At 40.2% G+C, this 20,513-nt stretch carries 19 protein-coding genes and 5 pseudogenes; 18 read left to right on the top strand and 6 right to left on the bottom strand.

What is annotated here, in order from left to right; translation table 11 throughout:
* The first annotated feature begins 70 nt into the window (after positions 1-70).
* Genes ACU8V8_RS11795 through ACU8V8_RS11785 form a run of 3 tightly spaced genes read left to right on the top strand, consistent with a single transcriptional unit; the run spans position 71 to position 1,734 of the window.
* A complete protein-coding gene (locus ACU8V8_RS11795; protein ID WP_087531975.1) occupies positions 71-391 on the top strand; it encodes an HI1450 family dsDNA-mimic protein in 321 nt (106 codons plus the stop codon).
* Between the two features lie 59 nt (positions 392-450).
* Positions 451-1,266, top strand: a complete 816-nt coding sequence (locus ACU8V8_RS11790) for a DUF481 domain-containing protein (RefSeq protein ID WP_446887609.1) — start codon at positions 451-453, stop codon at positions 1,264-1,266.
* Positions 1,267-1,284: 18 nt separating this feature from the next.
* Entirely contained in the window at positions 1,285-1,734 is a 450-nt protein-coding gene (locus ACU8V8_RS11785; RefSeq protein ID WP_446887608.1) for a hypothetical protein, read from the top strand.
* Between the two features lie 50 nt (positions 1,735-1,784).
* On the opposite strand, the gene ACU8V8_RS11780 is transcribed toward ACU8V8_RS11785, so the two are convergent.
* Both ACU8V8_RS11780 and ygfZ read right to left on the bottom strand, forming a co-directional pair.
* A complete protein-coding gene (locus ACU8V8_RS11780) occupies positions 1,785-2,270 on the bottom strand; it encodes an FKBP-type peptidyl-prolyl cis-trans isomerase (RefSeq protein ID WP_446887607.1) in 486 nt (161 codons plus the stop codon).
* A gap of 12 nt (positions 2,271-2,282) precedes the next feature.
* Positions 2,283-3,194: a CAF17-like 4Fe-4S cluster assembly/insertion protein YgfZ gene (ygfZ, locus tag ACU8V8_RS11775; protein ID WP_446887606.1), complete on the bottom strand. Its 912-nt coding sequence runs from the start codon at positions 3,192-3,194 to the stop codon at positions 2,283-2,285.
* 174 nt (positions 3,195-3,368) lie between these two features.
* Between ygfZ and ACU8V8_RS11770 the strand changes: the two genes are divergently transcribed.
* Entirely contained in the window at positions 3,369-3,620 is a 252-nt protein-coding gene (locus ACU8V8_RS11770; protein WP_446887605.1) for an FAD assembly factor SdhE, read from the top strand.
* 7 nt (positions 3,621-3,627) lie between these two features.
* Positions 3,628-4,011 carry a hypothetical protein gene (locus ACU8V8_RS11765; RefSeq protein WP_446887604.1) on the top strand — a complete coding sequence of 128 codons (384 nt, stop codon included), beginning with the start codon at positions 3,628-3,630 and terminating at the stop codon, positions 4,009-4,011.
* On the opposite strand, the pseudogene nadB reads toward ACU8V8_RS11765, so the two are convergent.
* Positions 4,001-5,616 (bottom strand): annotated as a pseudogene (gene nadB, locus ACU8V8_RS11760) (L-aspartate oxidase). The gene ACU8V8_RS11765 and the pseudogene nadB overlap by 11 nt on opposite strands.
* A gap of 266 nt (positions 5,617-5,882) precedes the next feature.
* Here nadB and rpoE point away from each other — a divergent pair.
* From rpoE to pdxJ, 10 genes and pseudogenes are all read left to right on the top strand, one after another.
* On the top strand, positions 5,883-6,464 hold the full coding sequence (gene rpoE, locus ACU8V8_RS11755; RefSeq protein WP_087531983.1) for an RNA polymerase sigma factor RpoE: 582 nt from the start codon (positions 5,883-5,885) through the stop codon (positions 6,462-6,464).
* Position 6,465: 1 nt separating this feature from the next.
* Positions 6,466-7,071 carry a sigma-E factor negative regulatory protein gene (locus ACU8V8_RS11750; RefSeq protein ID WP_446887603.1) on the top strand — a complete coding sequence of 202 codons (606 nt, stop codon included), beginning with the start codon at positions 6,466-6,468 and terminating at the stop codon, positions 7,069-7,071.
* A gap of 4 nt (positions 7,072-7,075) precedes the next feature.
* On the top strand, positions 7,076-8,032 hold the full coding sequence (locus tag ACU8V8_RS11745) for a MucB/RseB C-terminal domain-containing protein (protein WP_446887602.1): 957 nt from the start codon (positions 7,076-7,078) through the stop codon (positions 8,030-8,032).
* A 6-nt stretch (positions 8,033-8,038) separates the two neighbouring features.
* On the top strand, positions 8,039-8,488 hold the full coding sequence (locus tag ACU8V8_RS11740) for a SoxR reducing system RseC family protein (protein WP_446887601.1): 450 nt from the start codon (positions 8,039-8,041) through the stop codon (positions 8,486-8,488).
* 69 nt (positions 8,489-8,557) lie between these two features.
* Positions 8,558-10,346, top strand: a pseudogene (gene lepA, locus ACU8V8_RS11735) (translation elongation factor 4).
* A gap of 38 nt (positions 10,347-10,384) precedes the next feature.
* The gene (gene lepB / locus ACU8V8_RS11730; protein WP_446887600.1) at positions 10,385-11,320 is read left to right on the top strand and encodes a signal peptidase I; all 936 of its coding nucleotides are present in this window, start codon (positions 10,385-10,387) and stop codon (positions 11,318-11,320) included.
* A gap of 2 nt (positions 11,321-11,322) precedes the next feature.
* Positions 11,323-12,000, top strand: coding sequence for a ribonuclease III (rnc, locus tag ACU8V8_RS11725; RefSeq protein ID WP_087531989.1), 678 nt, complete (start codon positions 11,323-11,325; stop codon positions 11,998-12,000).
* Between the two features lie 47 nt (positions 12,001-12,047).
* On the top strand, positions 12,048-12,923 hold the full coding sequence (era, locus tag ACU8V8_RS11720) for a GTPase Era (RefSeq protein WP_446887599.1): 876 nt from the start codon (positions 12,048-12,050) through the stop codon (positions 12,921-12,923).
* A 19-nt stretch (positions 12,924-12,942) separates the two neighbouring features.
* Positions 12,943-13,629, top strand: coding sequence for a DNA repair protein RecO (gene recO / locus ACU8V8_RS11715; protein ID WP_446887598.1), 687 nt, complete (start codon positions 12,943-12,945; stop codon positions 13,627-13,629).
* A gap of 16 nt (positions 13,630-13,645) precedes the next feature.
* A pseudogene (gene pdxJ, locus ACU8V8_RS11710) lies at positions 13,646-14,376 on the top strand (pyridoxine 5'-phosphate synthase).
* A 66-nt stretch (positions 14,377-14,442) separates the two neighbouring features.
* Here the strand turns inward: pdxJ and ACU8V8_RS11705 are convergent.
* The gene (locus ACU8V8_RS11705; protein ID WP_087531994.1) at positions 14,443-14,634 is read right to left on the bottom strand and encodes a hypothetical protein; all 192 of its coding nucleotides are present in this window, start codon (positions 14,632-14,634) and stop codon (positions 14,443-14,445) included.
* 52 nt (positions 14,635-14,686) lie between these two features.
* The gene (locus ACU8V8_RS11700) at positions 14,687-14,857 is read right to left on the bottom strand and encodes a DUF1328 domain-containing protein (RefSeq protein ID WP_087531995.1); all 171 of its coding nucleotides are present in this window, start codon (positions 14,855-14,857) and stop codon (positions 14,687-14,689) included.
* Between the two features lie 532 nt (positions 14,858-15,389).
* Here ACU8V8_RS11700 and ACU8V8_RS11695 point away from each other — a divergent pair.
* The 3 genes and pseudogenes from ACU8V8_RS11695 (at position 15,390) to ACU8V8_RS11685 (ending at position 18,577) form a co-directional block, all read left to right on the top strand.
* Positions 15,390-15,635, top strand: a complete 246-nt coding sequence (locus tag ACU8V8_RS11695) for an OadG family protein (RefSeq protein ID WP_446887597.1) — start codon at positions 15,390-15,392, stop codon at positions 15,633-15,635.
* A 10-nt stretch (positions 15,636-15,645) separates the two neighbouring features.
* Positions 15,646-17,434 (top strand): annotated as a pseudogene (gene oadA / locus ACU8V8_RS11690) (sodium-extruding oxaloacetate decarboxylase subunit alpha).
* Between the two features lie 11 nt (positions 17,435-17,445).
* Positions 17,446-18,577 (top strand): annotated as a pseudogene (locus tag ACU8V8_RS11685) (sodium ion-translocating decarboxylase subunit beta).
* Between the two features lie 515 nt (positions 18,578-19,092).
* On the opposite strand, the gene ACU8V8_RS11680 reads toward ACU8V8_RS11685, so the two are convergent.
* Positions 19,093-20,406 carry a peptidoglycan DD-metalloendopeptidase family protein gene (locus tag ACU8V8_RS11680; RefSeq protein WP_446887596.1) on the bottom strand — a complete coding sequence of 438 codons (1,314 nt, stop codon included), beginning with the start codon at positions 20,404-20,406 and terminating at the stop codon, positions 19,093-19,095.
* Positions 20,407-20,513: the final 107 nt, after the last annotated feature.

Genomic DNA, 20,513 nt, shown 5'->3' with positions numbered 1-20,513 from the left:
CTTTTTTTTGGCATAATTTTGCTGAGATTTGATACTATAACAACCATAAAGTCGATAAAGAGTAATGGCAATGACAGGACCACGTTTATACAGCGAAGAAGAAGTGACGCATCAAGCGTACGATATTTTTTTAGAGTTAGCGCCAGATAATTTAACCGATCAAGATGTTGAAGACTTTAATATGCACAGGGAAAACCTCGGCTTTATTGAAGAAGGTGAACCAGACGAACAGTGGCAAGACTTCGTTGCATTAGAAATAGAGCCAGAACATTTTTTACAGGTGTTAGTTGGTCTTGAATTTGAGAATCAAGACATTTTATTTGCTAAAATTTTAATCAGTCGCGATAAAGATGCGCCGTTTTGTCATATTTTGTGGAAAGATAGCGAATAAACAATGAATTATTTTGGTGAATTAGCTAGCAATAGCGTTTATGTATTAGCGAGTAAACAGTGAATCGTTTTTTACTGTTTTTTTGTTTATTTGTGAGCTTTAAAATTTGGGCAGTTGATCCGTTTGAAGACTTTCATGAATATGGCCAGCTTTCTGAAGAAGAAATACATAAAATACATCAAGGTGAAATGCTGTATGGTGATACAGAGTTTGGTTTTATTGTAAGCCGCGGCAATACAACCTCTACCAGTTTTAAGCTCAGAGGTAATTTGTACCAAGACTTAGATAGTTGGCGAAACCAATTCAAAATAGATACGTTGTACAAGCGTGATCGTAATGATACTACTGGCAATGATGAAGTTTCGGCTAATCGTATATTTATATCGGCGCAAGGAAACTATAAAGTGGGTGTTAAAAATGCCTCTTTCTTTGTCTACGGTGATTATGAAAATGATGAGTTTAGTGGTTTAGAATTTAAAAGCACAATTGCAACCGGTTATGGTAATCGCTTGTACCAAGGTGTAAAAAACCAAGTGGATTTTGATATAGGGCCTGGTTTATACCGCTCTGTTGCTGATGACGAAACAGAGTTGGCAACAGATGAAGATGCCACCAAAACCGGTTATTTATTACGAGTTGCGTTGCAGTGGGAGCGTACAGTTTCAAAGCGCACCCGATTCAATCAAGATGTGAGTATTGAGCAATCATTGTCTGGCTTAAACTCACGCCTTAAGTCTGAGACATCGTTGATCAGTCAAGTGATGGGGGCTGTGTCATTAAAGTTTGCCTACCTATATCGATATAATTCAAAGCCAGAAGATGACAAGCTTAAGTATGACTCTGAGCTTAGTGCTACTTTTGTATATAGTTTTTAACCCCTTATAGAGATTTTTATGTATCAACATAAGCAGTATGCTTTATTTATTTTTGCGATACTAGCGTGGATTGGCAGCTTCGTCGGCCTTGCATGGTATTTAATTGGCGCAGATATGCCATTAATGGTATTTGCTGGGATACTTGTTTTAGTGGGTTTTATTTTCCACGGTCTAACCATTAAAGTTGATAGTGAGACTATTGGTTGGGGCTTTGGTCCGGGTTTATTTGGTCAAACGTTAATGCTTGCAGATATTGTAGAAGCAAAAGCTGTGGAAAATTCATTTCGCCATGGTATTGGCTTACGGATCACTCATGATGGCTGGGTTTATACTGTGTCCGGGTTTAGTGCGGTTCAGCTAACGATGAAAGATGGTAGCCAGTATCGTTTAGGTACTAATGATCAAGCGGGGTTACTTAGCGCGCTCGATGGTAAAATTTTTCCGTCAGAAGCAGTTGAAACAACTTAGGAATTGCTCATAAAAAAGCGCCTCGGCGCTTTTTTTATGAGCAATTGTGATTAATGCTCGTGACCACAGCCACCTTCACCATGTACATGGCCATGAGCAAGCTCATCAGCAGTTGCGTCACGCACTTCGAGGATTTCGACGTCAAAGTTTAACGTAATACCTGCAAGTGGGTTGTTACCATCTACGATGACTTCTTCATCTTGAATATCGATGATCATAACTGATTGGTCGCCGTCATCCGTTGTTGCACGAAATTGCATACCAACCTCAATTTCCATACCTTCAAACATAGATTTAGGCACAGCTTGCATTAATTCATCATGACGTTCGCCATAGCCGTTTTCAGGCTCAACGGTAACACTAAGTGTATCACCTGCTTGCTTGCCCTGTAGCGCATCTTCTAGGCCTTGGATTAAATATCCAGTACCAACGATAAAAATGAGTGGCTCGCCATCAAATGAATTATCGATAGAGTTATTGTCATTATCCGTTACTGAATAATGCATTTTTACCACTTTGTTTGTTGCAATGAGCATAGTCATTCCTATTTATTCGTCTTCTAGAGAGTAGGGTAGAGGCTGGATTGTGAGCTCTACCTGCGGTTCATGTTTTACACGCAGTGATTGACTAGGTTCACTGTCGTTTGGCAACACAACAAGGCCATAAAAAGTATTCGTTTGTTTATTGTAGGCTTGGCTAATTAATTTTCCAGCACGACGCCGGTTCTCTCCTACTTGGGTTTCTAAATCAAGCTCATCAAAGGTACCTTCACTTGGGCCTGATACAATAAACATGGCGCGTTTGTTCTTGCCAAGGTATTTCATGCGGGCTACGGTTTCTTGCCCGGTGTAACAGCCTTTACGAAAGCTAATGCCACCTATCGCTTGTAGGTTAACCATTTGCGGCACATATTCACCAATCGCTGCTTGGTTAAGCGCTGGCTCACCAGCTAAAATAGCATGCTGTTGCCATAACGCATCATCGTCTAGACAAGTAATGTTTTGCGGAAGTGAAAAGTGACTGTCTACCATTAATAAAATACGATTGTTTGCTAATTTTAACGCTTTACCGCCACTGAAGTCACACGCTGTTGTGTCATTTAAAAACTCAATTGCTAATTCATTTTTTACTTGTGTGAGGTCATCGCCAAGTAAACCAATGAGTTGTAAAGGTGATTGTTGGATCTCGACTTTAGAAAAAACCGCATATTTTTTTAATTCGCTTAAAGATTGTTCCACTTCGTACGCTGTGGCTGCAAGATAGTAATTATCCTGATGAGCAAATAACTTAGCAACACTCCAAAGCTTGCCTTTAGCATTACAGTGTCCAGCCCACAAAAAGTTATCTTGTTTGAGCTGGTTTAAGTCCTGGGTAATTTGGCCATGAAGGTAAGCGAGTTTATCAACCCCACTTATACTGATCAGCTTATGTGATAAAGGACATGCATATACAGTTGACATAAAAACCTTCTTTGCGAGAAATTGAGATGCTTATAATAACGTAGATGATGCTATGGGTATAGATGCAACTAAATGATATGTCAGCGTATTGGAATTATTTAGTGAGTGTTATTTAAAGCTGTTTATTCAGAGGTAATTTGGTAAACTCAGTAGCAACTAAGTACGAGGTAAAAAATGACTGAAATTCATAGTAAAGCACGTATTCGCTGGGCATGTCGCCGTGGTATGTTAGAACTTGATGTATTGTTTATGCCATTTGTTGAAGAAGCATTTGATTCATTATCTGCACAACAACAAGCAGTATTTCAGCGTTTATTAGAAGCGGACGATCCTGATTTGTTTGCTTGGTTTATGGGCCATCAAGAATGTAAAGATGCAGAACTTAAGCAAATGGTGAACCTTATTTTAGATCGAGTTCGTGTATAGATTTACATTGACGAATAATAAAGCAGACCACGTCCCTTTAGTGGCCTGCTTTAGCCTGTTTGCATTTTTTTCTGCCGCTTTCCTTACAACACCCTTGGGGCAAATTGCCAGTGTTATTGTCACAGGCATTACTGGTTACATAACATGGCTTTACTTTAAGCGTTTACATCCACTGCGTGGCACGATAATTTTAGATTTACCACATTGTCATTTTATAAATTTTGAGCAAGAAATTAAGGGCAAAATAAGTGCGAAAAGTCGAGCTTATCAACACTGTGTTTGGCTTTATATAGAAGGGTTTGCAGATTCCCACTGGATTGTGATTAATGCCAGTGGGGTCGATGAGCAAAGCTTTATCAGGCTCAAGCGCGCAATTATTGCTAGCTCTTAGCTTTAGCTGGGATTAAAACTGTTGGTTTTGGGTCGCCATTTTGTTCGGGGTAGTCAATGGTATAGTGTAGACCGCGACTTTCTTTTCGTTCCATCGCACTGCGTATGATTAACTCAGCTACTTGCACTAAGTTTCTTAACTCGAGTAAGTTATTCGTGACTCTAAAATTAGCATAATAGTCATGAATTTCTTGTTGTAATAATTCAACGCGATGCAATGCCCGTTCCAAGCGTTTTGTTGATCTAACAATGCCTACATAATCCCACATAAATAGGCGCAACTCATGCCAGTTATGCGTTATCACAACTTCTTCGTCAGAATTCGTTACGCGGCTTTCATCCCATTGCGGTAAAGCTTGCTGAGGCGGGCTGCTAGCAAGTTTTGCAAGAATATCTTTTGCTGCGGCATGGGCAAATACAATACACTCTAGCAGTGAGTTACTTGCCATTCGGTTTGCACCATGTAAGCCAGTGTACGCCACTTCGCCAACGGCATATAAATTGGCTAAATCGGTTTTACCGTTAAAGTCGGTCATTACACCGCCACAGGTATAGTGCGCTGCGGGAACCACAGGGATCGGCTCTTTGGTGATATCTAAACCTACACTTAAACACTTTGCATAAATGGTAGGGAAGTGTTCAATTATAAAGTCTTTATCTTTATGGCTGATATCTAAATAAACACAATTGGCACCGAGGCGTTTCATTTCAAAGTCGATTGCGCGGGCGACAATATCGCGTGGGGCAAGCTCTTCACGTTCATCAAAATCTTTCATAAAGCGAGTACCATCAGGGCGTTTTAAATAAGCCCCTTCACCTCGCATAGCTTCAGTAATTAAGAAGTTTTGTAGTTCAGGGTGGTATAAGCTCGTTGGATGAAATTGATTAAACTCCATGTTTGCAACTCTACAGCCTGCGCGCCATGCCATTGCTATACCATCACCACTAGATACATCAGGGTTTGACGTATATAAATAAACTTTACTGGCACCACCTGTTGCTAAAGCAACGAATTTAGCTGCAATAGTTTCAACACGTTTAGCGCGTCGATTCCACATGTAAACGCCGTGGATATGATCGCCCGTGTTACCTAACTTTTTATCTCCAATTAGGTCAATTGCATTATATTGTTCAAGCAAAGTAATTTTAGGGTGGGCTTGTACTTGGCTAATTAACGTCGTTTGTACTGCGCGACCAGTGGCATCCGCGGCATGTAAAATGCGACGGTGGCTATGTCCACCTTCGCGGGTTAAGTGAAAGCGTTCTTTGCCCTTGCTATCGAACTCCATATCGAATGGCACGCCTTGTTCAATTAGCCATTTTAAGCAATCGGGGGCATTGCTTGCAGTGTAATGGACGACTTCTCGGTCGCATAAACCCCCACCGGCATCGAGGGTATCTTGTACATGAGACTCGATACTGTCGTTCTTTTATCGAATACAGCAGCGATACCACCTTGTGCGTATAGCGTGGAACCTTCTTTTAATTCACCTTTACTAATTACAGTAACTTTACAATGATTTGCTAATGAAAGGGCCAGAGAAAGTCCGGCAGCGCCGCTGCCAATTATGACAACGTCAGTGGCGTGGTGTTTATTTTGGTTCATGTCCGTGGTCTTTGCGGTTACAATGCTCTAGGATACTAATTTAAGTAATTGGTACGAGCAATCAATATTATTGTGATAAGCGTATATGTATCATATTTTGACATGACACTATTAGTGATTTTCAACTTTTACGTATTTATTTATACGCTATTTTATAAAAAACAATATTAAATGAACTTTTCATTCATGCCTCAGTCAGAGTATTTGTAAACAATGGCTAAGATATGAATAACAAGTAATAATTAGATATAGGAGTACCGGCTCGAATGAGCGAGCAGGATTTAGATTTAGCGCTAGTAAAAAGGGTTCAGCAGGGTGATAAAAATGCCTTTAACCTATTAGTAAAGAAGTATCAGAATAAAATAGCCGGCTTGATTTCTCGTTATGTTTCAAATCAGGGCGATATTGCTGATGTGGCACAAGAAGCTTTTATTAAAGCATACCGTGCACTTCCAAACTTTCGTGGAGATAGCGCCTTTTATACTTGGTTATACCGTATCGCTGTTAATTGTGCTAAAAATTACTTAGTGGCTCAGGGCCGCAAACCGCCAGCAAATGACGTCGACGCTGATGAAGCCGAGTTTTATGACGGCGCGGATGCAATGCGTTCTAACGCATCACCTGAGAATTTATTATTAAGCGACGAAGTTCGCGCTGTAATTTTTAACACGATTGATAGTTTGCCTGAAGATCTTAAAACCGCGATCACCTTACGAGAAATCGAAGGGATGAGCTATGAAGAAATAGCCGTGGTAATGGATTGCCCAGTCGGGACGGTGCGTTCACGTATTTTCCGTGCCCGTGAAGCAATTGATAACAAATTAAACCCATTAATAGGCGAGTCTTAATATGACAAAAGCACACGTTAACAAGTTGGATAATCAAGACTTATCCGCATTACTTGACGGCGAGCAACTCTTAACAAATGAAGAAATTGCTGCGCAAGATACTACAACCTTAGGGCGTTATGCGTTAATAGGTGATGTAATGCGTGCTGAGTTAGAAGACGCTTTTGTGCTCGATATTAGCGACAGTGTTGCTAAAGCATTAGAAAGTGAACCTGTTTATGCTGATTTTAGTCAAAAGCAAGATACGCAAGTTGCTGCCACTGGCACTGACAATGTTATTGCTTTTAATTGGCGTAAACCAGTTGCACAACTTGCCATTGCAGCAAGTGTAGCTATGTTTGCAATTGTTGGGGTGCAAACGTTACCTCAAGGTGAGGACTTACCTGCTAACGAAATTCCAATATTGCAAAGCACACCTTTAACGGGGGTTGCTTCTCCAGTGAGCTATTCGTCAGAGCCAGCCCTTGAAAATGCAGAGCAGGGCTTACGTGAATTACAGCAACAACGTATTGGTGCACTAGTTTTAGAGCATCAACGTCAAGCACGCGTTGCATATTCACTTGAAAAGGCTCACACTAAGGGGCAAGCTGAAGAGGAAAAAAACTAATTAAATGAAAGTAATTACTTTTATCTTGTCGTTGGTAATACTGGTCCCCGCCTATGCCAGCGACGAACCCCCTGCAAAAGAGCTTTTGCTTAATATGGCTGAAGCCGTTCACAACCGTAACTTTGATGCGTCTTTTGTGGTTGTAAAAGGCAAGTCAATGGAACCGTATCGTTGGTTACATGCTAAGCAAAATGAGACTGAATTAGAGCACTTAAGTTTACTTAACGGTGCTGGACTCGAAATGGTCCGAATCGATGATCAAGTAACGTACTTTGAACCGCAGTCAGCGCCTTATTCAATCGCGACAGATTCAATTGCAGGTCCAATTCCTGAAGTGCTTTTTAAAGATATTGAACGTTTGAGTAAAGAATATGACTTTGTACTTGGCGGTAAAGGGCGCATAGCAGGACGAGCAGCACAACTAGTGCGCATTGAGTCAAAAGATGAATTTAAGTTTAACTATTGGCTTTGGATTGATGCTGAGTCGTCATTACTTTTAAAATCAGCCTATGTAAATCAAGACGGTGAGATGCTGGAGCAGCTACAGTTAACGCATATAAGCGTTACCGAAGAGCCCGCGCCATTATTGCTTGAAATGCTTAATCGTGATTTCCCGACTCCCTTACCAAGTAATGCTGTTGCGCAAGAGCAACCCAATGTTGCGAGTAATAATTGGCAAATAGGTTGGTTACCAGATGGCTTTAGCTTATTAAAATCTGATAGACATAAACTTGACCTAAATAATGAATTAACCGACTACTATTTATACTCAGATGGCTTTGTTGAAGTATCTGTATTTGTACAGCGCCCGTTACCAGGACGCAGGCCTAGTGGCTCTTTATCATCTGGGGCTACTACGATTTATGTGCATAATGCAGGTAGTTTTGATGTGTCAGTGGTGGGTAATATCCCCGCTATGACAGCAAAGGCAATTGCAGAATCAGTCGCACGGCCACTTTAAAATCTCATGATTGAACAAACGCTTACCGTGGTGTCTATTACAGGCGCCACTGCTCATTTAGAAGCCCAACAAAAAAAGGCCTGCGAAGGCTGTAATGGACGTTGCGGTTCGCAAGTTTTTGGGAAACTTTTCGGCACAGCAAAGAAAACCTTTCCTTACCAATTTGACACTCCTGTGCAGGTTGGGCAAAAAATAACCTTAGCTTTAGATGACAGTCATATGGTTAAACATGCATTTGCCGTGTATATGTTACCTTTGTTATTAAGTATGTTATTTGCTTTGCTTGCTAGTGAATTATTTAAAGCCGCGGAATGGATACAAATAATTGCCGCTATAACCGGTGGTATTACTGGCTTTGGGATTGCTAAAAGTCGGGTCAAAAGTCTAAAACACGATATAAAAGTAATAAAAATTCACCCAATTAGCCTCCCTTTAACTCAAATAGATGGTGATTGAAGCCAATTAAATGTAAAATTGCGGCTTTATACACTTAGTCCTTTAAAATAGAAGTTTAGAATCCAGTTTATGAAGCATATCCGTAATTTTTCGATCATCGCCCATATTGACCACGGTAAATCGACCCTTTCTGATCGTTTGATCCAAGTTTGTGGTGGCCTAACCGACCGTGAAATGCAAAAGCAAGTATTGGATTCAATGGACATTGAGCGTGAACGTGGTATTACCATTAAAGCGCAAAGTGTTACCCTAAATTATAAAGCCAATGATGGTGAGACCTATCAGTTAAACTTTATCGATACACCAGGACACGTTGACTTCACTTATGAAGTATCGCGTTCACTTGCAGCTTGTGAAGGTGCATTACTGGTTGTTGATGCAGGGCAAGGTGTAGAGGCGCAAACATTAGCAAATTGCTACACTGCGATAGAGATGGACTTAGAAGTTATTCCGGTGCTCAATAAAATTGATTTACCGCAAGCTGATCCACTACGTGTAGCTGAAGAAATTGAAGATATTATTGGTATTGATGCTTTAGATGCAGTGCAATGTAGTGCTAAAACAGGCGTTGGTATTGCCGAAGTGTTAGAAATGATTGTAAAGGATGTCCCGCCACCAGAAGGCGACAAGGATGCACCATTACAAGCATTGATCATCGATTCATGGTTTGACCCATACCAAGGTGTTGTATCACTTGTTCGTATTAAGCATGGTGAGTTACGCGCTGGCGACAAAATAAAGATTATGTCGAATGAGCAAGTACATATTGCCGATCATGTGGGTATATTTACACCAAAACAAACAAATACAGGTGTACTTAAAACCGGTGAAGTTGGCTTTGTTATTGCGGGTATTAAAGAGATTCATGGTGCACCAGTAGGTGACACAATTACACACCAGAAAAATGCTGCACCTGCACGTTTACCCGGTTTTCAGAAGATTAAACCGCAAGTTTACGCGGGCATGTTCCCAATTGCATCTGATGAATATGAATCGTTCCGTGATGCGCTTAACAAGTTAAGTCTAAACGATGCGTCATTGTTCTTTGAACCTGAAAACTCAACAGCACTTGGCTTTGGTTTTCGCTGTGGCTTCTTAGGCATGTTGCATATGGAAATTATTCAAGAGCGTTTAGAACGCGAATACGATATTGACCTTATCACTACTGCACCAACGGTAATTTATGAAGTGGTAACCAAAGAGGGTACTAAGCAGATAGATAACCCGTCTGACTTACCGCCAGTAAATGATATTTTAGAAATTCGTGAGCCAGTTGTTGAAGCAAATATTCTTGTGCCGCAAGAGTATTTAGGTAGTGTGATCACCTTATGTATCGAAAAACGTGGTATGCAAACAAAAATGAGCTATCACGGTAAGCAGGTTGCAGTGACATATGAGCTACCAATGGCTGAAGTGGTGATGGACTTTTTTGATAAATTAAAATCAACTAGTCGTGGTTTTTGCTTCGCTTGATTATAACTTTAAACACTTCCAAGTGTCTGACATGGTACGTGTAGATATCTTAATCAATGGCGACAGAGTTGATGCCCTTGCTATAATTGTACACAGAGAAAGTGCGCAATCACGGGGTCGTCAATTAGCCGATGCACTTAAAGAGCTTATTCCTCGCCAGATGTTTGATATTGCAATTCAAGCTGCAATTGGTCAGCATGTTATTGCCCGTACGACAGTTAAGCAATTACGTAAAAATGTAATCGCGAAATGTTATGGTGGTGATGTAAGCCGTAAGAAGAAACTTCTTCAGAAACAAAAAGACGGTAAAAAGCGAATGAAGCAACTAGGTAATGTTGAAGTACCACAAGATGCGTTCTTAGCTATTCTTAAAGTTGGTAAATAAGTTTCAAACCCAAGTTAGTAAGATAAAGGAATGAATGAATGGCAGGTTATTTTTCAATATTTTTAGTGCTATTAACTTTAGGTTCGGGCTTAATCTGGTTAATTGATCATTTTATGTTTGCACCTAAAAGACAAGAGCGCTTAGCCTTGGCTACGAGTTCTGCTGGTGGTGAATTAGATGAAGAAACTGCATCGTTGATTGCACCTGAGCCTACAATTACTGAAACGGCAAAGTCTATTTTTCCGATGATTGCAGCGATTACGATTTTTCGCTCGTTCGTATTTGAACCGTTTCAAATCCCGTCAGGCTCTATGATGCCAACCTTATTAGTTGGCGACTTTATCCTAGTACAAAAATACTCATACGGGGTAAAAGACCCGGTATGGCGTACGCAACTGATAGATGTTGCTGAACCTGAACGTGGTGATATTGTGGTGTTTAAATATCCGCTTGATGAGCGTGTGGATTACATTAAACGTGCTATTGGTCTACCAGGTGATAAAATAGTATACCGTAATAAACGCTTATACATTCAGCCTAACTGTGAGCAAGGACAAACTCAGCAAGGTGATTTATTGTGTAATGAGTTTAATAAGATTGATATGGAAATCATCAATCGTGACGAATTTAAGCAAGGCTCTATGGATTTAGTACGTTTAAATGAGAATTTAACAACACTAAACCATGATATTTTAATCAACCCAGAAGCGCTTGAAATGAAAGGGCGCTACTATCAACAACCGGGTACACGTTCTGATGAATGGGTAGTACCGGCTGATCATTATTTTATGATGGGTGATAACCGCGATAATAGCCAAGATAGTCGTGTGTGGGGCTTTGTACCAAAAGAAAACTTGGTGGGTAAAGCCGTCTTTATATGGATGAGTTTTGAATTTGATAATGGCCCAGATGACATTTTACCAGGCTGGGTTCCAACTGGAGTTCGTTTTGAACGCCTAGGTAATATTCAGTAACAATGAAAAAAAATGTAACAGAGTTATATAAAAAAATAGGGTATACATTTACTGATCAAGGTTTACTTGAGCAGGCGATGACCCACCGCAGCCATAAAGGCCAGCATAATGAACGTTTAGAGTTTTTAGGTGACTCGATTCTAAGCTTCGTCATTGCCAATGCACTTTATAGCAAATTTCCAAAAGCCCGTGAAGGTGACTTAAGCCGTATGCGCTCTACTTTAGTGCGTGGGCAAACTCTGGCTGAGTTTGGCCTTGAATTTGGTTTAGGTGACTATTTACGTTTGGGTCCAGGTGAGCTTAAAAGTGGTGGTTTTAGACGCGAGTCTACACTTGCAGATGCCGTAGAAGCGATTATTGGTGCTGTATTCTTAGACTCCGGTATCGATGTATGTGGTGAGCTAATTTTACAATGGTATGAAGCGCGTCTTGATGCGATTTCTCCAGGTTTAAATCAAAAAGATCCTAAAACCTTACTACAAGAGTACCTTCAAGCCCGTAAATTATCACTGCCAGGCTATACGGTAGTAGATACGAAAGGCCAAGCACACAATCAAACATTCACGGTTGAATGTATTGTTGAAGGTATGGATAGCATTATCTCAGTAGGTAGCTCACGTCGTAAAGCCGAGCAAAAAGCCGCTGAAAAAGCATTGAAGATACTCAAAAATGAATCTTGATACACTGATCCAACCACATGAAGGTGAGCTAGATACCTTTTTGTGGCATGATAGCCATTGTTGGCCGTCCTAACGTTGGTAAATCAACCTTACTTAATGAAATCATTGAGCAAAAAGTAAGTATTACTTCGCGTAAGCCGCAAACAACACGTCACCGTATTATGGGGATTCATACACAAGGCCAGCATCAAGCTGTTTATGTAGATACACCCGGATTGCACGTTGAGGAAAAGCGGGCCATTAACCGTTTAATGAACCGCGCAGCATCAAGCTCGATTGGTGATGTTGAGCTCATTATTTTTGTGGTTGAAGGCACTCATTGGAATGCTGATGATGAGATGGTTCTTAACAAAGTTAGCCAAAGTGGCAAGCCAGTATTATTAGTCATTAATAAAATTGACCAAGTTAAAGATCGTGACTTAGTACTTCCGCATATGAAGTGGCTGGGCGACAAGTTTGATTTTGTCGGTATTATGCCAGTGTCAGCGACACAGGGTAAAAATATTAACTTAATCAAAGATGAAGTAACGAAACGCCTTCCACCGTGTGAATTTTATTTTCCTGATGATTATGTTACAGACCGTTCTATGCGTTTTATGGCAGCTGAAGTTATTCGTGAAAAGCTGATGCGCTTTATGGGTGAGGAGCTACCTTACTCAGTGACTGTTGAAATAGAGCAGTTTAAGTGGCAAGACAATGGTGTTTGGCATATCAATGGCCTGATTTTGGTTGAGCGCGAAACACAAAAACGGATGGTTATAGGTAACAAAGGCGAAAAGCTAAAAGTTATTGGCCGTGAAGCACGCAAAGATCTTGAAGAAATGCTTGATAACAAAGTGTTCTTAGAGCTTTGGGTAAAAGTAAAATCGGGTTGGGCTGATGATGAACGAGCCCTGCGCAGTTTAGGCTATGGTGAAGATTAACTTCTGCTTAAATTAACCTATGGATAGCGACTTCTACACAGCATATTTGTTACACCGACGTCCTTATAGCGACTCACAAGTAATGCTTGATATGCTAGTAGAGGGCGTTGGCCAATTGCGAATGTTAGCCCGTATTAGTGGCCGACATGCAACAAAGCATAAAGCACAATTACAACCCTTCCAAACCTTACTAGTAAATTACACTGGTAAACATGATTTAAAATATATTCAACGCTTTGAATTACATGGTTCGCAATCACCACTTGTAGGTGATCAGCTTTACTGTGGCTTTTATTTAAATGAACTTACTAATCGCATTGTGCCAATTAATGAGCCAATTGATCATGCTTATCAGCTATATAAAACTCACCTTACGCAACTAAACCAGCATCCAAACTTACAAGCCGTGTTGCGCTCTTATGAGTTTCAGTTACTAGAGTTGCTCGGCTATGGTGTTGACTTTACTTTTGATGCGGCGGGCGATCCAATTGATGCGGCGCACACGTATAGTTACTTTGCTGAATATGGCTTTGTGATTCAGGATTTAAAAGGGGATGGGTTTACGGGAGCTCAGTTAAATGCAATTGCAGATCATGACTTTAGTGCGCCTGATGTGCTATATATGGCGAAACAATTAAGCCGTCATTTAATGAAGCCATTGCTTGGTAAAAAACCATTAAAAAGCCGCGAGCTTTTTATTAAATAATTTATATAGGTAAAAAATGAAAGACATTCTGTTAGGTATCAACGTTGATCATATCGCAACTCTACGCCAAGCACGCGGCACAAACTACCCGGATCCAGCTCATGCAGCAAGTGTAGCGGAACATGCTGGTGCTGATGGTATAACAATCCACTTGCGTGAAGATCGTCGTCATATTCAAGACCGCGATGTTTATGTTATGGCGAAAACGATTCAAACCCGTATGAACTTAGAAATTGCAGTGACCGATGAAATGCTGGATATTGCATTAGATGTAAAACCTGAATATGTATGTTTAGTACCAGAAAAACGTGAAGAGCTCACAACAGAAGGTGGTTTAGATGTTGCTGGTAATCTAGACAAAATTAAAGCTGCCACTGCTAAACTCGCTGCTGCTGGTATAAAAGTCTCATTATTTATTGATGCAGATAAAGCGCAGCTAGATGCGGCTAAAGCATGTAATGCCCCTTATGTAGAAATACACACAGGTGCTTACGCCGATGCAGAAAATGACACTGATATACAAAAGAACTTGAGCATATTCGCCAAGGTGTGGAATACGCGGCGGGCTTAGGATTAACGGTAAACGCAGGGCATGGCCTACATTATCATAACGTCAAACCAATCGCTGCGATGGAGGACATTTACGAGCTTAACATTGGTCATGCCATAATCGCTCGTGCTGCTATTGATGGCCTTGATAAAGCCGTACGTGATATGAAACGTTTAATGCTTGAAGCAAGAGCTTAAAGCGGCGAATTCTTAAAAACAAAAAACGACTCAGGTGAGTCGTTTTTGTTAACTATTAATTATGGATTAACAGTTAGTTTCTTCAGCGTTTACGCCTTCTTTAACTTCTTCACAGGCGTCTTCAACACCATTTTGTACGTCTGTTACTGCTTCATCAATACGTTCACCAGCTTCTTCTGCATGATTGTCTTCACAACCCATGATAAAAAAACTTGCAAATAGTGCGATAACGGCTGTTTTAACTGTTGTAGATTTCATAATGTAATTCCTTGTAAGTAATGTATGTATTAGTGTTTAAATTAATTTCTTGTTAAGGGGTTTTGCCTCGAAGCGCACCTGAAACGAGTGAAATAACTAATAATACTAAAAAGATAAAAAATATAATTTTGGCAATTCCTGCTGCGGCACCTGCGATACCACCAAAACCTAACACTGCAGCAATAAGTGCAATAACTAAAAATGTAATTGTCCAGCGTAACATTGTTGTCTCCTTGGTTTGTTAATTTGTTCAGTATAGTTGATGCCAGTTATGTGCCATTGTTAAAAGTACTTTAAAATCAATGTTTAACATATTTATTGAAAAGGTAGACAAGTGGATTATAAGTAATATTTACTTTATTACGTGTAACTTATTCTTAAAACAAAAAATAACGTGTTATTAAACGCCTCTCTTGGTAAGACCAATTTAACATGGCGGGGTGTTTCCTCTTGAATTTCGTGCATATTCAAACTGCTACTATGATTTTTTAATCAATAGTGCGCAGGATAGTTATAACTTTTAACTATATTCATTATTTATATTGTCTATATCTCAGAAAATAATAGCAAAATGTATGGTGTTAACTTTAATGCAGATATGTTAGCTTAATATTAATTGGTTTTACCAATTTACAAAGTGTTGGACTTGATCTATTTCTTTGATATGATTGGTGCATAATTATTTATATAAAGTGATTTTTTACCTATTCAGGTGGTAAATTAAAACGATAAATTTAGTAATCAAGGGGAGCAGCATGGACATAGCACAACTACTTGCTACAGCAGCAAATTTAATGGTCACTGGAATGGTGGGCGTTTTCGTATTCTTATCGCTGTTAATTTCAGCAATTATTTTTATGTCTAAAGTAATGAGCCGTTTTGAAGAGCCTATGGTTGAGGCTGCTCGTACACCATCTATTAAAGCCCAAGGTGTGCCAAGTGCACACATTGCTGCTATCAGTGCTGCAATCGCTCAGTACAAAAACAAACAAAAATCATAAGGGGTGACTCATGGCTAAATTAAAATTAACAGAGCTAGTGCTCAGAGACGCACATCAATCTTTATTAGCAACACGTATGCGTTTAGACGATATGCTACCAATTGCTGAAAAACTAGATAATGCGGGTTATTGGTCTATTGAATCATGGGGTGGGGCAACGTTTGATTCGTGTATTCGTTACTTAGGTGAAGATCCATGGGAGCGCATCCGTGCGCTTAAAAAAAGCAATGCCAAACACGAAGCAACAAATGCTACTTCGTGGGCAAAACCTTTTAGGTTACCGCCATTATGCTGATGACGTTGTGGAAAAATTTGTTGAACGTGCCCATAAAAATGGTGTTGATGTATTTCGTATTTTTGATGCGATGAATGATGTGCGAAACCTTGAAACTGCAATTAAAGCTGCTGTGAAGGTGGGGGCTCATGCACAAGGCACGATTTCATATACTGTCAGCCCAGTGCATACACTTGATATGTGGCTTACTTTAGCCAAGCAATTAGAAGATTTAGGCTGTCACTCAATTTGTATTAAGGATATGGCAGGTTTGCTTAAGCCTTATGACTGTGAGCAGTTGATCAAAGGATTAAAAGAAACTGTTTCTATTCCTATCGCTATGCAATGTCATGCAACAACAGGTTTGAGTACAGCAACTTATCAAAAAGCCATAGATGCTGGTATTGATATGCTTGATACCGCTATTTCGTCTATGAGTATGACCTACGGTCACAGCGCGACAGAAACAATAGTTTCGATTGTCGAAGGTACTGAGCGTGACACCGAGCTTGATTTAAATCAGTTAGAAGAAATCGCTGCTTATTTCCGTGATGTACGCAAAAAAGTATGCGGCATTTGAAGGGAGCTTAAAAGGTGTAGATGGCCGTATTTTGTTAGCTCAAGTGCCAGGTGGCATGCTAACTAATATGGAAAATCAGCTAAAAGAGCAAGGCGCAGCAGATAAACTGGATCAAGTTTTACTTGAGATCCCACGCGTGCGTGAAGACTTAGGTTTTTTACCATTAGTTACACCAACTTCACAAATTGTGGGTACTCAAGCAGTATTGAATGTATTGACCGGCGAAACGTTATAAAACCATCACAAAAGAGACCGCAGGTGTACTAAAAAGGCGAATATGGTTCAACACCAGCGCCAATGAATAAAGAATTACAGGAGCGTGTACTTGATGGTAGTGAGGCAATTACTTGTCGCCCTGCTGATGTACTGCAACCAGAACTTGAAACATTGCAAGCTGAACTATTAAAAGAAGCGCAAGAACAAGGGTTAGACCTTGCTGATGAGCAAATTGATGATGTATTAACATATGCATTATTCCCACAAATTGGTTTGAAATTCCTGAAAAACCGCAATAACCCAGATGCGTTTGAAGCGGTGCCAAGTGCTGAGTCAGCTAAGCAAGACAAACCTTCTTCAAGCAATAAATCTAATAACAACACAGTTAAAGCTGAACAGTACAGCGTAAAAGTTGATGGTAAAGTATATGACGTTGTCGTTGCCCAAGGCGGCGAATTAAAAGAAGTAACACTCAAAGACAGTGAATTAATTCCGCAATCTGCGTCGGTAGCATCGGGTGAAACTTTGAATGCTCCGCTTGCAGGTAACATCTTCAAGATCAAAGTGAAAGCGGGGCAAACAGTTAACGCAGGTGATGTTGTGATGATTATGGAAGCGATGAAGATGGAAACTGAAATTCGCGCTACTCACAGTGGAACTATTGCTGAACTTTTAGTTGCTGAAGGTGACTCTGTTGCCACAGGCGAAGCAATGATTGCAATGGCTTAGGAGTATAGAGGATGGAAGCGTTATTAAACCTCTGGCAAGCAACGGGTATAGCAAATTTCACTTTTCCTGCGTTAATCATGATTGCAGTAGGGTGCTTATTGTTGTACCTCGCAATTGCACGAAACTTTGAGCCACTATTACTATTACCAATAGGCTTTGGCGCTATATTAACAAATATCCCCGTGGCGGGCTTATCAGACCCCGGTGGTTTGCTCTACTACGTTTATCATATTGGTATTGATACTGGTGTATTTCCGTTATTGATCTTTATGGGGGTTGGGGCGCTGACAGACTTTAGTGCTTTAATTGCAAACCCGAGAATGATGTTACTTGGTGCGGCTGCTCAATTTGGTATTTTTGCTACCTTATTTGGGGCGATTTTACTTAACTATGTACCAGGCTTTGAGTTTTCGCTGCAGGATGCATCAGCTATCGCTATTATTGGTGGTGCTGATGGCCCAACAGCTATCTTCTTAGCATCAAAATTAGCACCAGATTTATTAGGGGCAATTGCAGTGGCTGCTTATTCGTATATGGCCTTAGTGCCAATTATTCAGCCACCAATTATGCGTGCCTTAACAACACCAGAAGAACGTAAAATTCAAATGCCACAGTTACGTACTGTATCGAAAAAGGAAAAGATTATTTTCCCTCTAATGGTATTGGGTTTAACTATGTTGTTTTTACCTGCGGCTACACCGCTAGTAGGTATGTTTTGTTTAGGTAACTTAATGCGAGAATCAGGTGTAGTTGATCGCTTAAGTAACAGTGCACAAAATGAGATTATCAATATCACCACGATTTTCTTAGGTTTAGCAGTAGGGTCAAAATTAGCCGCGGATAAGTTTTTAACTGTCGAAACACTGGGTATTTTAGCACTAGGAGCACTAGCGGTTCTCTATTGGTACAGCATCAGGTGTGTTTATGGCCAAAGGTTTGAATAAGTTCTCCAAGTCACCGATTAACCCTTTAGTTGGTGCGGCAGGTGTTTCTGCAGTACCAATGGCTGCTCGAGTCGTTAATAAAGTTGGCCTTGAGAATAATCCGCATAACTTCTTGTTGATGCATGCAATGGGGCCAAACGTAGCCGGTGTACTAGGGAGTGCCGTTGCTGCGGGGATTTTGTTAGCACTTGTAGGTTAAAATACAACAACAACAGTGCTCTTAATTTTGGGCACTGTTGAAGTAAACTTTACTTCCAACCGACTGGCGCAGTTTATACTGCGCTTTTTTTTGCCTGTTTTTAGGTATACTCAAATTTCGTTTTATTAATTACCTAAACTTAGAATCGGAACTTTGAAGGAATGATATGAATATATTCGTGATTTTAATATCCTTGTTTGTCGCTCTTGTCATTCTGGTACCACTACTTGAAAAGTATCAATCAAAGATGGGCTTAGAGGGCGCAACTAAATATGCGAAATATATTTGGCCACTAGTCATGATTTCATTGGTTGTGCAGCTGATTTATATGTTGGTGCGGTAGAGCGTTACTGTCAGGGAGCAGCGCTATAAGCTGTAAGTTTTAAGATGCTCGGCGTTAAAATAGGCTACGTAGGTTGGGTTGAGCACCGCGAAACCCAACGAGAAAACACTCTATCAAGAAAAAACCGTTGTTACTTACATAACAACGGCTTATATTTTTCCGCTGACAGCTCTTACTTAAGCGCTAACTGTAGCTCTCTGTTGCGCTCTAATTGCGCTAAGAATGTGTCTGCAATTGGCTTAAATTTCGCAAGCTCTGCGCGTGGTAATGGCTCAGATTTAGGTAGTTTAACCGTTTTAGGGTTACGGTGAACGCCGTTAACCAAAAACTCATAGTGTAAGTGTGCGCCGGTTACACGGCCTGTTGCACCTACAGTACCAATTTTTTGGCCTTGCTTAACTTTTTGACCCGTTTTTACTGCGCGTTTATTTAAGTGTAAGTATTTAGTCACGTATTGTGTGCCATGGCTTATAAATACATAATTACCGTTATACTTGCTATAGCCTGATTTAATTACTTTACCGTTACCTGATGCAACAACTGGCGTACCCGTACGTGCTGCGTAATCGATACCGCGGTGCGCTTTTACTTGCCCAGTAACAGGGTGTAAGCGGCGCGGGTTAAAGCTTGAGCTAATATATTTAAAGTTAACCGGTGCACGTAAAAATGCTTTTTTCATGCTACGGCCTTCAGGGGTATAAAAATTACCATCGCTGTGGCGAATAGCGGCATAACGCTCACCTTGATTTATAAATTCAGCGGCAATAATTTTACCTGTACCAATAAACTCGCCATCAACATAATGTGATTCATAAATTAAGCCAAACTGATCACCTTTACGAATGTCGTTAGCAAAATCCACGTCCCAACCAAAGATATCAGCAAAGTTCATAATTTGGCGTTCGCTTAAGCCTGCTGCAATACCTGAAGTCCAAAAGCTGTTGCTGATTTCACCGCCAGTTGATTTAGTTAAGGTTTCAATTTCTTTGCTGTCGATTGAGGTATCGTAATTGCCTTCCTCGTTTAAAGTCACAAATAAAGTATCTGTCTTTGAAATAACATAACGTAATTGTGCTAAAGAGCCGTCTTCGGCTGTGGCAAAGCTAAGAATTTCACCAGGGTGAATTTTAGTAAGTTTACGTGTTTCTGCATTGGTATTAAGTAATTTATGAACGGTTTGCGCGTTAAAACCTGCACGCTTAAAGATAAGTGCTAAATTGTCACCGTTCTTTACTTCAAAGTCGACTAGGTCATATTCTGGTAATTTTGCTGCGTCTTCTTGCGAATTTAATTCAGTTAATTGCTCAGCATCATCAACTTTAATTTGTAATTCGTAGCGCTTGCCAATTTCTAGTGCATCTGCACTGTTATCTTTAGAGGCGGTTGCTTTTTCAGAAGGAATAAGAGTCAGGGCAGCAATAGCAGAAACAAAACCTAGAATAAGCAATTTGTGTTTTTTTGGGAGTTTGTGCACAACGTGAACCATAACGTGCCTTTTTCTGCTGTCAAGATAATTAATCACTAATATTGCAGGATATACCTAATAAAGCGTTAATACCAGTGTTTTGTAGATTTAAACTGTGGCTAATTTAC

It is taken from the genome of Pseudoalteromonas sp. SaAl2 (assembly GCF_052947895.1).
This window is presented reverse-complemented; position numbering and strand designations above follow the sequence as displayed.

Coding starts and splice junctions, on each gene's coding strand:
- ACU8V8_RS11795 (WP_087531975.1), top strand. CDS start 71: ATGACAGGACCACGTTTATACAGCGAAGAAGAAGTGACGCATCAAGCG.
- ACU8V8_RS11785 (WP_446887608.1), top strand. CDS start 1,285: ATGTATCAACATAAGCAGTATGCTTTATTTATTTTTGCGATACTAGCG.
- ACU8V8_RS11780 (WP_446887607.1), bottom strand. CDS start 2,270: ATGCTCATTGCAACAAACAAAGTGGTAAAAATGCATTATTCAGTAACG.
- ygfZ (WP_446887606.1), bottom strand. CDS start 3,194: ATGTCAACTGTATATGCATGTCCTTTATCACATAAGCTGATCAGTATA.
- ACU8V8_RS11770 (WP_446887605.1), top strand. CDS start 3,369: ATGACTGAAATTCATAGTAAAGCACGTATTCGCTGGGCATGTCGCCGT.
- rpoE (WP_087531983.1), top strand. CDS start 5,883: ATGAGCGAGCAGGATTTAGATTTAGCGCTAGTAAAAAGGGTTCAGCAG.
- ACU8V8_RS11750 (WP_446887603.1), top strand. CDS start 6,466: ATGACAAAAGCACACGTTAACAAGTTGGATAATCAAGACTTATCCGCA.
- ACU8V8_RS11745 (WP_446887602.1), top strand. CDS start 7,076: ATGAAAGTAATTACTTTTATCTTGTCGTTGGTAATACTGGTCCCCGCC.
- ACU8V8_RS11740 (WP_446887601.1), top strand. CDS start 8,039: ATGATTGAACAAACGCTTACCGTGGTGTCTATTACAGGCGCCACTGCT.
- lepB (WP_446887600.1), top strand. CDS start 10,385: ATGGCAGGTTATTTTTCAATATTTTTAGTGCTATTAACTTTAGGTTCG.
- rnc (WP_087531989.1), top strand. CDS start 11,323: ATGAAAAAAAATGTAACAGAGTTATATAAAAAAATAGGGTATACATTT.
- era (WP_446887599.1), top strand. CDS start 12,048: ATGATAGCCATTGTTGGCCGTCCTAACGTTGGTAAATCAACCTTACTT.
- recO (WP_446887598.1), top strand. CDS start 12,943: ATGGATAGCGACTTCTACACAGCATATTTGTTACACCGACGTCCTTAT.
- ACU8V8_RS11705 (WP_087531994.1), bottom strand. CDS start 14,634: ATGAAATCTACAACAGTTAAAACAGCCGTTATCGCACTATTTGCAAGT.
- ACU8V8_RS11700 (WP_087531995.1), bottom strand. CDS start 14,857: ATGTTACGCTGGACAATTACATTTTTAGTTATTGCACTTATTGCTGCA.
- ACU8V8_RS11695 (WP_446887597.1), top strand. CDS start 15,390: ATGGACATAGCACAACTACTTGCTACAGCAGCAAATTTAATGGTCACT.
- ACU8V8_RS11680 (WP_446887596.1), bottom strand. CDS start 20,406: ATGGTTCACGTTGTGCACAAACTCCCAAAAAAACACAAATTGCTTATT.